Origin of the sequence: Haloarcula sp. K1 (assembly GCF_001647155.1) — an archaeon.
GTDB lineage: Archaea > Halobacteriota > Halobacteria > Halobacteriales > Haloarculaceae > Haloarcula > Haloarcula hispanica.
On sequence record NZ_LRHL01000020.1, the window covers coordinates 1 to 12,891 of the forward strand.

Genomic DNA, 12,891 nt, shown 5'->3' on the forward strand with positions numbered 1-12,891 from the left:
TCCCGGGACCAGCACGGTATCTCCAGTCCCGAGGATATCGACGATGATCTCTGCCGACAGTACGCTCGTGACCTGGCCCGGGCCGACGATCGGGACGAAATCTCACCAGAGACTGCCCGTCGCTACTTCGCATACGTCCGCTCGTTTCTCACATGGGCCGTCTACGAGGGCCTGATCCCGACGAACCCAGCCAAGACCAACCACGCCGAAGGACCACTTCCCACCGACGAGACTGAAACAGACCAACAGTACTGGACGGCACGCGACCGCGATGCTATCTGCGCTACTGCGACCGCCCGCGTCGACGACGCCGGCGAAAGCGACGACGTCGACCGCACGGCGGCATACCGCGACCAGGCACTCGTCTTCCTACTTGCATACTCAGGAGCCCGGAGTGCAGAACTGGTTGCTGTCTCTGATGACGAAGAGCGGAACGGCCTGCGGTGGCGGCACGTCGACCTCGAAGCCGGTACGATGCAGGTGTTCGGCAAGAACCGCACCCGCGAGTCTGCGCCGATCCTTGACGATGCTATCCGTCCACTCCGGCGGTGGAAGCAGCTTCGAGAGCCCGACGAGAATGCAGCTGTGTTTCCCAGACTCGACAACGCGGCGAAGGCACTTGACCCGACGCCGTCGATCACAACCCAGTCGGCTCGGGATATCCTCGCCAAACTCTGTGAGTGGTCTGAGTACGATTTCGATGAGCCGCTGAAACCCCACGGCGCTCGCCGTGGCCTCGGGCGAGAAATCTATCGCGAGAACCCACAGCTGGCACAGGACGTACTCCGGCACAAATCCATCGAGACAACCCACGAAGGCTACGCACAGGAGGCCGCGAAGCGGACACGCGACGAAGCGAACGATATCATCTCCGGTGAGTAAGCTAATTGACTCGGACTATGATGGTATAAATAAGCCCAAGAGGTGGTTTATTTCATGACCTTTGAGAGAAGCTATCTGCTCAGTAGGTGTGCATACTACTCGTATTCACTCTCGGGCAACTACATCCTAACCGATACGAATTTGAAGATTCGCCGAACAATCTCATTATGGAGTTACGAACGTTGGTCTCCGATCACCTTCCAAACGCCGTAGTTGCTGCGGCCATATTCACGCTCTACAACGCCTATACTGACGGTATTTCTGACCCAGTCACGATTGGTTTCGAATTCATTTCCTACGTTATTGCGATCTTCATCGGATTCGTGGTTATTACCCCGATTTTGGACAAAGTATTCGACAGCGTTACAACATGAATGGCCTGTATTGACCGTCGGCTTGACTCAAGAGCCAGTTCAGAAATGATCAGTACGTGTGCTAGGTGATCAATTCATTCATTCATTCGAATCTGTATTGCACAGAAGGCCTATATGCTAATACAAATATAATTCGACCATGAAGAGGCCCTCCCGTCGGCGGTTCCTCCAAGGGAGTGTCATCGCGATGGCTAGCCTAGCAGGCTATTCAGCCCTCTCAGCAAACCCTTCACCGGACTGTTCCGACGACGAGCTAGTTCACGAATCTGACGCCGATCTTGACCAGACAGCGTCGTGGCCATCGTATCAGTACGACTCAGCGAAACCGGGTACAATCCGGAGGCGAGCGGTCCGAAAGACGGTGTCGAGGTGGCCTGGCGACATCCCGCGTGTACAGAGGCCAGCTCCGGTGCCGTCGTCCACAACGGACAGGTCTCTGCCGGTGGTCTCGTGGTGAACGGTCGGACAGGCCGCACGGTCGGTGGTGAGTGGGACGGCCACGCCAGTACACCGACGTTCGACAACGGACGAGTCTACGTTGGTGCGCACGATTTACTCGCACTTGACGCGGCGACTGGCGAACGTGAGTGGACGTTCGAGACCGAGAGTGATAGCGGTGGGATGGCGACTCCAGCCGTCGAAGACGGGACAGTATACACGCGAGGTCAGTTCGACGATCCGACCATTTACGCCGTCGATGCATCGAGCGGAGAGGAGAACTGGCGGTTTGAACTCGATGGGGAGGGTCGTTTTCAGCTGGCGGTTGCCGGCGAGACGGTCTACAGCATCGATGAAACATCGACAGTCTACGCTCTGAACGCGACCAACGGGGAGAAACAGTGGCATCAATCCCCATCGGCCGATATCGAGCGTTCGGTTCCAGTCATCGGAGACGGAATGTTGTATCTCGGTGCGGGTGAGGGAGATCTCCTTGCTCTTGATGCCGACGATGGGTCAACTGTGTGGCGACGTAGCCTTGGGTCCGGTTCCGTTGGTCCTGTCGCCGTCGGTGATAGAATCTTGTTCCTTCCAGGCCCGGAAACAGATTTGATAGCGCTGGCTGCGCCTGACGGGCACGAAGAGTGGCGGCGTTCCGTCAGTGCGACGCTTTCGGGCGCACCTGTCGTTGCTGATGATTTCGTGTACGTCATTGCAGGCCACACGCTGTACGCCTTTGATGCGAGTAACGGCGACGAAGGCTGGCAGTTCGAAACACGAGAAGTAATGTTCGTTGACTACGATCGAGGAGGGGTTAACAGTGGTCTCACTGTCGTTGACGACCTTGTGTATGTCGCCACAGCCCCCGGTGATCTCTATGCGCTTCAGGCACAGTGAGTTTCATCGACAAACTAACGATCCCATCTGAAAGCGCTTCTATCTCACTTTTCCAGCTGATCAGAATTGACTGTTCTGTTTTTCGCCTGGAGACCTTGGCGGAGCTATTGAGCGATGATGTTATGTGACTATTCCGCGTAAAAAACACTCAATAGTACCCAATATCAGGGCCACTGCTAGTGGCATAAACCACCATCCGAAAAAGAGTGGTGCTGGACTATCGACAATTGCAGTAGAATCTCTCCAGAGCACAAGTACAGTCATTGACACTGTGGCTAGCAGAGGAAGTACTAGGGAATATTTTAAAAACAGATATATTGGAACTGCCAGTAACAGGAGACTTCCAACTGCCATCCATGGAGTCCAAAGTCCGAATTCGTTTAATGTATTATTTCTTTTAATCCTCCTCATAATGAGTATCATCGCCATTGAACCACCAACCAAAGCCAGTACAAACTGAGTTCTGGTTGAGAGACCGTGGTCAATCATGAATAGCATCTGTTTTATCATAACCTGTGTTATGTGGGCGTGTTTCGTTGATTTTTAATAGACAATTCCACCAAACCATCATGACTATCCTATTTTGTATCTAGGATATTGATTATACTCCAGTCTGTTTCGTATCCTCAGCTATTCCAGTCCAAGAGGGGGCTCACCTCCGCTGAATTGAATCACCAGAACTCATTATTTCTCAAAATGTCTATGAAGTAGCGTAGGATTCAAAGCTAATCGAATCTTCTCGGAAATTCTGGTAAGTGCTCTTCCCCCACGTAATAGATTCGGTATTCTCCGAAATGACCAATCCTCGAATTGTACCGATCTCGTCATGGATGACGATAACCACTTTCTTACTCGGTTCTAAAACGGTGATAAGACCAATCGGAGGAGTCTCTTGACTGACTCGTATCGAGAAATTATCACTGTTCTGGAGTGTATCTAATTTCCCATTAAAATTAGATTGGAGATACTCAATGGCGCTAAGGGGCAAAATGAATTCAGCCGTCAATTCGTCGGCAGTCGTCTTCTCCAGATGTAGGTCAATCTGGTTAGGAAAGATTGTTGGCGCGACCCCATAGAGATGTGAGGCTTCAGAGATGGACGACTGCAACTTCTCATATATCTCCTCCACCATGTGATTATTTGTTGATAGAATTTTCGCTCCTTGGAAGAGAGACGGGTGAAGAACTGTGTTGATCGACTGTGTTGTATCGAATACCTCTCTATTCTGGAGTAAGGATTTTATCGTCTCTGAAAACCGTCGATATTCGTCGAAAATCAGCACTCCAAATGGTGTTAGTTGATACTTATTATCTCGTTTCTCTATTAAACCGTACTCCTCCATTGAGTTGAGCCCGCGATAAATTGTAGACTGTGACTTGTCTAACGCTCGGTTAAGCTCCTTCTGGCTAGCAGATGAGTTTGATAGGAACTCAAAGAAATCAACCCGTTGGTGGACCTCAGGAATGAACTCCTCAATAGAGGGGGATGGAGGGGCCATATTGGGAAGTGATATCCGACTGCATTAGTTTTATCTTAAAACATATGATAGAACTATTTATATTAAAACTTATCTGAGCTGATTACACTCTCAAAAATCACCGTCCATTTGTCAAGTTCATTGGTTAGTTCCCCGTGTGTTGAGGTTCCAACTCCATGACCTGCATTTTCTGTAGTCCTGAGGAGAACTGGGCTATCACCTTGGACCTTTGACTGCATCCTTGCAGCCATTTTCCAAGCGTGACATGGAAGGACACGCGTGTCACCAATTGCAGTACGAAATAGAATTATAGGATGTTCAGCTTTGTTAATATTATGATACGGCGAATATGATTTCAGATTCCGATACGCGTCTTTATCATTCGGATTACCATATTCTGAGACCCATGTTTCTCCGAGCCCAATCTGGTTAAATCGGATCATGTCCAACAGGGGAACTTCACAGATAGCGGCACTGAATAGATCCGGCCGCTGCATTACAGTCGCGCCAACAGTAAGCCCGCCATTGCTCTCCCCAGTTATTGCCAGCTTCTCAGAGTTTGTATAGTTATTCTCGATAAGATATTCAGCAAAATTGATTGTGTCGTCGAAAGTACGCTGTTTTTGTTCCTGCATTCCTTGCCGGTGCCATGACTCTCCGAATACACCACCGCCGCGAATATTGGGTTGTAGATAGATGCCACCGTCACGAAGAAAGGGAAATATAAACCGATCAAAGCTCGGTGTCATAGTCACACCGAATCCACCATAAACATTAATCAGGGCAGGGTTAGGAGTCTTGAGTTCTATATCCTCTTTATATACGATAAAGAATGGGATCTCAGTACCGTCATCGGCTGAAAACCAACACTGTTCCACCTCAAACTCTGATTGATAATCCAGCGCCGGCTCGTTTATAACTGTTTTAGAGAGATAGTTGTCGGAGTTAGACTCGGCAGCGGTTTGATTAACCTGAATTTCTATTGTGGATGGTGAGGTCACAAAAGATGTGAGGTTGAAGACGAATGTGTTCGGACTCGCTGCTAAACTATTTGCCATTAGAGTGCAATGATCTGGTAATTCCACTGGCTGAGCAAAACGCCCTGAGCGGTTGTAAACGGTAAGCCGCGAATTAGCGTTCTTTTGATAGTGTCCGACAACGTGATCGTCCAGCACCGAGACATCGCGGAGAATCCGATCACTTTGGAGTATATGTTTACTGCTGGCCTGGAGAGAGGCTTTATCAGGATATGTTTCGGAAGCGGAGAGAGAAAGAAGCTCATAGGTAGACGACTGGACATCTGTAAGTACATAGAATTCGCCCAGATCCGTGTACTCCACCGGTCTAAAGTGGCTTTCACTCTCAACGTAGATCGGATCGAACCCGGATTGGGAAAGATGATATAACTCAGTCCGATTCGTGCCGTCATGTAGTGCAACGATCGCGTTATCAGTTCCTTTTTGCGGGACGATTTGTGGCCATAACCGTTGCGCTATACCATCTACGACGGTGGTAGATTCGTCAGTACTTAGATCGTAGTAATCAATACTCTTTTTCATGAGACCCTCTTCACAGGATTCAGTTTGAAGATAGTAGAATCCGTTTTCTCCCCACGCAAACCCACCAGCGTTTGTCCGGCCACAGTCTGGTTCTACTAGTATAGTCCGCTGTCCGCTATGAACGACGTGAATATCATACTGCTCGCGGCCACCTTGTGATACGCCAAACGCGACGTATTCACCTTGTGGAGAAGGAACAAACCAATCAATCGCACTCAGATCACTATTCAAGTCTTCTGTGGGATCGCAGATCGTAGTCGGTGAGTCAGTGAGGGCCTGTCGAAACGTTAAATTTGAGTGGTCTTTACCCTCCCCACGTCGTAGTTGGTAGTATCCGTTTTTTGTCGGAGTTATCGTCCCTGGATCCGGAATGTTAGTGGAGAACTCGGGCTGCTCCTTGAGAAACTCGCGAGTATCGGTCGAAAGAACACTATCAGTATAGGAATTTTGTTTCTTCACCCAGTGGTGGACTTCTTCGTCCTCGTTTTCGAGCCATTGGTATGGATCAGAGACGACTTCACCATGAAAAACATCACTCGTGTTAGACCGTTTTGTCTCGGGCGGATTGTCCATAGGTAAATAACGACAGTTTATTTAATTATCCCTGACAGTTATCTCTTCTAGGTGGTCTTCTGACCGAACTTCTTGTAACAGCTCCTCATTTTGGAGGTCACGTTCATTGATCGGGGGCAGGTGCAGGATGTAATAGCCTTTATCCAGTATTGGGGCCATCTCTTCAAGGTTTGATATTTCGAACTCATGTCGTTGTGATTCGGCAATTGGATAAGTGGCTGTTTGGAGTAAATACCCGGTATGATCTTCCGGATAGAAATTCTGGAGATATTCTTTGAAACGGGTGAATCGACTTTCCTTACTTCGCTTTTCGGTATGGCGATCAGTCTCTACCACGCTGACCTGCCAAATCATTGCTGGAACTTCCGGATTGAGTTCCCACTCTCGAAGCAATAAATCGGTAGCTTCGAACATTTGAACACCGTTTGCCGCAGGGTCAAAAGCAATATCTGAGTATACACAATCGATGGCGGAGATTCCTGGCTGAACTTCAACGTTCAATCCTTGTTCCCGCCCTTGTCGAATGACGCTCCGGCTTGGATTGACGAATATCATCGGATGTCCGTAGAGAGCAAATGTGATCGGTCCATCGACCTCTGTAGCACCCTTAAGTACCTCTTCTGACATCCGGTCATATGTAGCGACTCGATCTTCGCCTTCATTGTACTCACGGTTGAGCATAACTACGTCTTCGGTATAGGTCTCTTTGATATGATTCTCCACCATCGGTTGCCCGTCAAGTAGATACACCCGCTCAGAAGCTTGGAGTGCGTTTTCAGCTTCACGAGTGAGTTGAGTGTAGCCCACCATTCCAGTCCCAATGATGTATATATCAATCGGGTTATCCTGTGTGCTTGTAGTCATTGGTAAAAAATATGAGGCTACTTTCTCAAGCCTCAGACGATGGGAGGACGATACCTGCGATCTGGATACCGTTCGCCCGCTTCTCGACGATCTGATTCAGCTTGTTCTGATTCCCTGACTTCAGTGCTTCAGTCTCCTCTGTAGTCAGATCGTCATACTCCTGGAGGACGCTTTCCGGATCTGATTTGAAACGATGCGCGAAGGTTAGGTCACTCATCGACCGCTCGATGATGTCGACCACTGTTTGGTGCGACATTGCAGATTGACCTGTAACTGGATTGAAGTTATAACTACCGGAAAATTTCATCCCAGTTGATAGGGAGTCTTTCACTTGATGGTAGTATTTGTAATCTGTGGAAATTATTTTATCCGCTGGTAACGTTCGGTCGAAGTGAGATGTAAAGAGCCACCGCTCTTGCGTAGAGCAACGGATAGACCTGTAGTTACACTGAGCCAGCGATAAGCTGAGAGTGGGCGTTTATTCAACTGGTATTCGGCAGAATGTTCCAAGAGTTAGTTGAGTTGGGCTGCGTCAAGATCGACACGGAATCACTTGCTACCCGCATCGAGTGCTGACTCAAGGAATTTTGGGAGTCTACGTCCCGTCCATAGCGTGGGCATACTTTCACTCACGTTGACGGGGCTGCCACTGAGATGGGTCCGGACTGACGGCCTCCAAGCCTACAGAGAGATGGAGCGTGACCTTCGAACAATCATACACAAGAGAATGCCCATCGCCCGACGGCGTCCGCATATACAAGCAAAAGTGCCTCTTTTCGCTTGTTTCACCGTGGTTACGGAAATTCCAAAGCCTATCCAAGCAGGGCTTGGAACAGGCTGTTCACACCTTTGGCACCGTTCGGTCACTCACTCTGGCTTGCGAATCCGTTGAGTCAACCATTGAATGTCCCGATATTAGGGCCTTCCGTAGCATTATATAAGAGCCTGTCATTCTAAGTATTCTTAAGACCGTCCACCGAATAGGGAACCGCAAACGATGTGCCCCCGCCCAACTGATCCTCCAGAACATGAGCCTGTAGTTTCGGTCACAGGCCTTACAAAACGCTATACAGGAGAATCGGGACGCGTCACAGCCGTTGATAACATTTCCTTCGATATTCAGCCCGGACAAATCGTCGGACTCCTCGGCCCAAACGGTGCTGGCAAAACAACAACCGTCAAAACGGTTCTCGGGCTCATCACCCCCACATATGGCGATATTTCTATTCACGGCATCCCTGTTCATGAGGCCCGTTCACGCACATACAACTATGTGAGTGCTGTCCTTGAAGGCGCACGCAACGTTTATTGGCGATTGAGCGTTCGTGAAAATCTCGCGTTTTTCGCTGGCCTCCACGGCATCGATCCACAGGCACGTGTCGACAGACACGAGGCGATTATCGACACGCTTGGACTTACTGGAAAGGCGGACGAACCGGCGAAAAACCTCTCGCGTGGTATGAAGCAGAAAGTCGCCCTTGGCTGTGCACTCGTCCGCGAAACGCCCGTTCTCTTCCTTGACGAACCGATGCTTGGGCTCGACGTAGAAACGACCCGTGACCTCCAAACCGAATTACAACGCCTCGCCCAAGAGGAGGACAAAACTATCGTGATTACGAGTCACGATATGGACATCATCGAAGCCGTCTGCGACCGCGTGATCGTTCTCAGTGACGGCGACATCGTCGCTGATGATTCTGTCGACAACTTACTCGACGTCTTCCAATCCCAATCATATCGCGTCCAACTGACCGAAAACCCACCAGCACACCTCCGAGAGAAGCTCGATACCCGCTTCCGGCTACTCGACTGGCGGACCGACACTGACTCCGTGGAGTTCGAGATCGCGCTCGCAGGCAGTGAAGAGTTCTACGAGTGTGTCGACGTACTGCAGACGGCAGAAGCGACTGTCCGGTCGTTCACTGAAATCGAGCCCAACCTAGAAGATGTCTTCGTTGAACTGACCACAGCTGAATCATTGCTACCAGAGGGGGGAGAATCATGAACCGGCACCTCACCTTGTTTCGAGCAATTGCGAGTAAATCAGTGACGCTCTCGCGTCGATATCTCCTGAATACAGTGGTGGGATTCGGAACGCTGTACATGTTTTTCGCACTCATTTTTTTCGGCGGGCAGTTTGTGGCAGAAGATTTGATTTCACGGTCAGTAGGACTGCTCGTTGTCGGGTATTTACTATTCACAATGGCAGTGTCGGCATATGCCGACCTCACACACGACTTGACTGACGAGGCGCAGTGGGGGACGCTGGAGCAGTTGTCGATGTCTCCGTTCGGCTTCACAGAGGTTGTCGCGGTAAAGACCGTAGTTAACCTCTTGGGTACGTTTGCTACCGGCATCGTCCTTCTAGTACTGATGATGGTGACAACAGGGACATGGCTTTCTGTTGCACCGCTTTCGCTCGTCGTGCTCGGTGTCTTGACGCTGCTTCCCGTGGTCGGCCTCGGGTTCGTCTTCGGTGGGGCGGCGCTCGTCTACAAGCAAATCGAGAAGATGTTCCCGCTGATCCAACTCTCGTTTGCAGCCCTGATTGCTCTCCCAGTCCAAGAGTATGCACTGTTGAAGTTCCTTCCAATGTCGCTAGGGAGTCACTTGTTGCAACGAGTGATGACGGATGGACTCCGCGTGTGGGAACTACCGGTATTCGACCTTGGGGTATTGGTCGGGCAGGCGGTTGCCTACCTAGCGGTTGGATTATTTGTCTTCCGGGTTGGGACAGCTAAAGCACGCAAACGGGGTGTTCTCGGGCACTATTAATCGATGAGAAGCAGTGGCCGATAGTGTAATAGACCCAAACGTTGCACCCGTACTGTGAAATATAATATTTCTTACATAACTTGGCTTGAATTCACAGGCCCAAATACCACTATCATGATATAACAAGCGTACACTTGTAAGATAAGATGATTTAATCCGTTCTATGGTTCTTTCTAGCGGTTTCTCCAGCAGACACTGCCGCTGAAAACGCCCTCCATGATCCGGTAGTTCTCTGGGAGCTTATTCTAACGATCCATAACGACCGCGGGGTGCATTCATGAGATGCTTCCCGACTGTAGAACAACTGAGGACGATCAGAAGCCGATGAACTGACGGCTCTCGATGGTGATACCCAGAAACAACGGATTCACGGTAAGATAGCGGAGTACTCCCGGAAGATGCGTTGACATTTCAGAGTTCCGGGAGACAGTGAGGAAAGTGTCTACAGAGAGTCGTCTTCGAGATGAGTCATCCAAATCTCGACATCTCAGATGGTAGAACAAACGAAACAGCAGGCACTGTCTAGTTGAAGGAGTCTGAGAAGTGAGGAGGCTGTAGCGGAAAGTGTCCATGCAAATCGCAGACCGCCTCCGAGAGATGTTAGATAGGACAGTCAAGACGTTTGGGAGAATGAGCGTACCCCGACACCCATTCGGCCGTTTGGGGTGCGTCTCCACGCGGCGGGGATGTCGATCAGGGAGGCGGTCGCTATCTGGGACTTGCTGGGTATCGATCGCTCTCATGGCGCGGTCTGGAACTGGGTTCATACACTGTCTGAGGAACAGAGTGACCCGCCGACGGCGCAGCCGTCGCGGGTCGCAGTCAACGAGAAACAAATCGAGGTTGACGGGGAGAAAAAGTGGTTGTACGCCGCTGTCGACACTGAATCAAAGCTACTTCTCGAAGTTGCCGTGTTCAGCCGCCGCGGGACTGACCCCGCGGCGGCGTTCTTGCACCGACTCACTCAGAAACACGATGTCGCCGAAACAGAGTTTCTTCGTCGATGCTGGCGGCTATCTGACCGCCTTCTCACGCCACGATTTGAGCGGTCGGCTTGACTACCGAATCCGGAACCACATCGAAAATGGTTCCAGACTGTGACCATGCGAATCGACCGCTTCCATTCCTTCTGGAGGGGCAGTCAATCCAGCGCGAAACAGTGGTTAGACCGCTTCAGACACCACTACAACCATGAACGACCGAACCAAGCACCCGACGGACGAACGCCAGCGGGGGTCATCCAGAACTAGACAGTGTCATCCGAATGAATTGCACCTATACTGGTATAATTCCAAATATCTAATATATAGAACTATATTCGAAAAAACTGCCTTTATATCTCTGAATGAGCCGTAATATTACTCTATCCTCCACTCCAAAAGGGTACAACTCCGAGTTATGTTTCCGTACTTATCCAAAACTGCGATCGAATATACTCAAGGGTACTATCTCCGATCAGGCCCCAATACCCTCTATCTTGTATTCACTCGCTCACACGCGAATCGGAGACCAGCCCCCTTTGTCGACACGATGAATGCCGGTTATCGAACAAAGGTTCACAATCGTTTGAGTCTCAGAGGCCAACGCAAACCCGCAACCAGCTTGCGGAATGACTTCGGGAAGATATCGTAGTGTCTGGCAAACTCGGGTCGGGCTCGCCGCGGTTGAACGCGACGTGATTCCCAACGGTGAACGCCCGAGCTTTGATATCTTTGCAGGCTTTGGCCGCTGTTGGACCAGTATGGCTACGCACGTCTCTGAGGTCATCAACCATGTGGTCTCCCATGGTTTATTGAATTGGGGCGTCGAGTTGCTGGCCGGATGAGGAGTTGACGTCGCGCACAGACTCGGGTACTTGCGTATCGCCGTCACAACTCGACTCGTGGTGTGCCCCATGCGACTGCTAGACCGATCTGGGATTCTGCCGCTTGATGTCCCGTATGAGATTATCGGCGGTGAGTAGGTTGCCGACAGCTCTTCACAAGGAAGCGACAGACGACCTCCAATTGGGCCGGTCAGCGAGGTGAGAACGTATCGTGTGTCTTGGAATCGCTTCTACAACCGACGGTAGATGATGATGCCACCGAGAGCAGCGACGATCATGCTCCCGGCAATAAGCAGATTCGTGGGTGAACCGCCAGATGGCGCGGCATTGTCTGTGGCCGCGGTCTGAGACGGTGTGATTGCTGGCCCACCACTACTAGTCTGGGTCGAGGTTGACTGCTTGGTGTCTGTCTCGGTCGAGCGCTCAGTTTCCGTGGCCGTTGTTGGGTTGTCGCTGGGCGTTGGTTCCGTTACTGTCGGTGTGTCCGTCGCTGTTACTGTGTCACCAGAGTCACTGCCGCTGGAGTCGCTATTATCATTGTCATCGTCATTACTACCGCCGGAACTCGACGAGTCCTCCTCAGTAGGAGTTTCTGTTGCAGTCGGCGTAGGCGTTGACGTGTCCGTTGGTGTTGGTGTGGCTGTTTCCGCCGGCGTTGGTGTCGACCCATTCGCATCGTCGGTTTGGCCTTCGACGGTGAGGACGCGCCCTTCTGTTCCGGTGACCGAGTAGGCACTGCCGTTCTCGTCACCCAGCGCCGCGACACTCACGGAGAGCCCGACAGTTCCGGGATTCTCGGCTCGGACAGTGACAGTCGCGAGTTCTACTGGGCCGCTCTGGAGTGTGTTCATTCCCGTCGCCGCCAACTGCACTGACGCCCCGCCGTCGGGCTGCTTGGCGTACGCTGGGCTGTCGGCATACCTGACGCTCTCGATGGTCGCGACGCTGCTGTCGTTGAGCGACACTGTCGCGTTGAACGTACCGACACCACCGCTGGCCTCGGCCACCACCAGCTCGTACTCGACGGTTGCGCCCGAATCAACGCTCTCTGCAGCCGGCGAAAGTCGAACCTCTGTCCCGCCGGCACCAGAAACGACAGCAGTACTCCCAACCAGCGCAGCGCTAACCAATACTACCCTCATGAGACGAGCGAGTTGCATCGATATTATCGAACCCGATTTCCACAGTATTAAATAAACCGGAAGTAATCTTTGAATTAACACTGGA

At 51.1% G+C, this 12,891-nt stretch carries 11 protein-coding genes and 3 pseudogenes; 7 read left to right on the plus strand and 7 right to left on the minus strand.

The window, feature by feature from the left end; genetic code table 11:
- The 3 genes from AV929_RS07135 to AV929_RS07145 all read left to right on the plus strand — a co-directional run.
- On the plus strand, positions 1 to 882 hold an 882-nt coding region (locus AV929_RS07135; RefSeq protein ID WP_064287854.1), incomplete at its 5' end, for a site-specific integrase.
- Between the two features lie 167 nt (positions 883 to 1,049).
- Positions 1,050 to 1,256, plus strand: coding sequence for a hypothetical protein (locus AV929_RS07140; protein ID WP_064287855.1), 207 nt, complete (start codon positions 1,050 to 1,052; stop codon positions 1,254 to 1,256).
- A 294-nt stretch (positions 1,257 to 1,550) separates the two neighbouring features.
- A complete protein-coding gene (locus AV929_RS07145; RefSeq protein WP_230458863.1) occupies positions 1,551 to 2,591 on the plus strand; it encodes a PQQ-binding-like beta-propeller repeat protein in 1,041 nt (346 codons plus the stop codon).
- Between the two features lie 120 nt (positions 2,592 to 2,711).
- On the opposite strand, the gene AV929_RS21800 is transcribed toward AV929_RS07145, so the two are convergent.
- The 5 genes from AV929_RS21800 to AV929_RS07165 form a co-directional block, all read right to left on the minus strand.
- Positions 2,712 to 3,080 (minus strand): hypothetical protein, encoded by a 369-nt coding sequence (locus AV929_RS21800; RefSeq protein WP_230458864.1) that lies wholly within the window; start codon positions 3,078 to 3,080, stop codon positions 2,712 to 2,714.
- Between the two features lie 211 nt (positions 3,081 to 3,291).
- Positions 3,292 to 4,089, minus strand: a complete 798-nt coding sequence (locus AV929_RS07150; protein WP_064287856.1) for a winged helix-turn-helix domain-containing protein — start codon at positions 4,087 to 4,089, stop codon at positions 3,292 to 3,294.
- Positions 4,090 to 4,151: 62 nt separating this feature from the next.
- Positions 4,152 to 6,200, minus strand: a complete 2,049-nt coding sequence (locus AV929_RS21355; RefSeq protein WP_080510060.1) for a prolyl oligopeptidase family serine peptidase — start codon at positions 6,198 to 6,200, stop codon at positions 4,152 to 4,154.
- 21 nt (positions 6,201 to 6,221) lie between these two features.
- Positions 6,222 to 7,064: an SAM-dependent methyltransferase gene (locus AV929_RS07160; protein WP_064287858.1), complete on the minus strand. Its 843-nt coding sequence runs from the start codon at positions 7,062 to 7,064 to the stop codon at positions 6,222 to 6,224.
- A gap of 25 nt (positions 7,065 to 7,089) precedes the next feature.
- Positions 7,090 to 7,320 (minus strand): hypothetical protein, encoded by a 231-nt coding sequence (locus AV929_RS07165; RefSeq protein ID WP_064287859.1) that lies wholly within the window; start codon positions 7,318 to 7,320, stop codon positions 7,090 to 7,092.
- A gap of 402 nt (positions 7,321 to 7,722) precedes the next feature.
- Between AV929_RS07165 and AV929_RS21805 the strand changes: the two are divergent.
- From AV929_RS21805 to AV929_RS07180, 4 genes and pseudogenes are all read left to right on the plus strand, one after another.
- Positions 7,723 to 8,005, plus strand: a pseudogene (locus AV929_RS21805) (IS1595 family transposase); the annotation flags it as partial.
- 56 nt (positions 8,006 to 8,061) lie between these two features.
- Positions 8,062 to 9,069: an ABC transporter ATP-binding protein gene (locus tag AV929_RS07170; RefSeq protein WP_064287860.1), complete on the plus strand. Its 1,008-nt coding sequence runs from the start codon at positions 8,062 to 8,064 to the stop codon at positions 9,067 to 9,069.
- A 41-nt stretch (positions 9,070 to 9,110) separates the two neighbouring features.
- On the plus strand, positions 9,111 to 9,839 hold the full coding sequence (locus AV929_RS07175; RefSeq protein ID WP_230458865.1) for an ABC transporter permease: 729 nt from the start codon (positions 9,111 to 9,113) through the stop codon (positions 9,837 to 9,839).
- A 570-nt stretch (positions 9,840 to 10,409) separates the two neighbouring features.
- Positions 10,410 to 11,089: pseudogene (locus tag AV929_RS07180) on the plus strand (IS6 family transposase).
- 392 nt (positions 11,090 to 11,481) lie between these two features.
- Here the strand turns inward: AV929_RS07180 and AV929_RS22940 are convergent.
- A pseudogene (locus AV929_RS22940) lies at positions 11,482 to 11,781 on the minus strand (DUF4157 domain-containing protein); the annotation flags it as partial.
- A gap of 113 nt (positions 11,782 to 11,894) precedes the next feature.
- A complete protein-coding gene (locus AV929_RS07185; protein ID WP_080510062.1) occupies positions 11,895 to 12,794 on the minus strand; it encodes a hypothetical protein in 900 nt (299 codons plus the stop codon).
- Between the last annotated feature and the right edge of the window lie 97 nt (positions 12,795 to 12,891).

Coding starts and splice junctions, on each gene's coding strand:
- AV929_RS07140 (WP_064287855.1), top strand. CDS start 1,050: ATGGAGTTACGAACGTTGGTCTCCGATCACCTTCCAAACGCCGTAGTT.
- AV929_RS21800 (WP_230458864.1), bottom strand. CDS start 3,080: ATGATTGACCACGGTCTCTCAACCAGAACTCAGTTTGTACTGGCTTTG.
- AV929_RS07150 (WP_064287856.1), bottom strand. CDS start 4,089: ATGGCCCCTCCATCCCCCTCTATTGAGGAGTTCATTCCTGAGGTCCAC.
- AV929_RS21355 (WP_080510060.1), bottom strand. CDS start 6,200: ATGGACAATCCGCCCGAGACAAAACGGTCTAACACGAGTGATGTTTTT.
- AV929_RS07160 (WP_064287858.1), bottom strand. CDS start 7,064: ATGACTACAAGCACACAGGATAACCCGATTGATATATACATCATTGGG.
- AV929_RS07165 (WP_064287859.1), bottom strand. CDS start 7,320: ATGTCGCACCAAACAGTGGTCGACATCATCGAGCGGTCGATGAGTGAC.
- AV929_RS07170 (WP_064287860.1), top strand. CDS start 8,062: ATGTGCCCCCGCCCAACTGATCCTCCAGAACATGAGCCTGTAGTTTCG.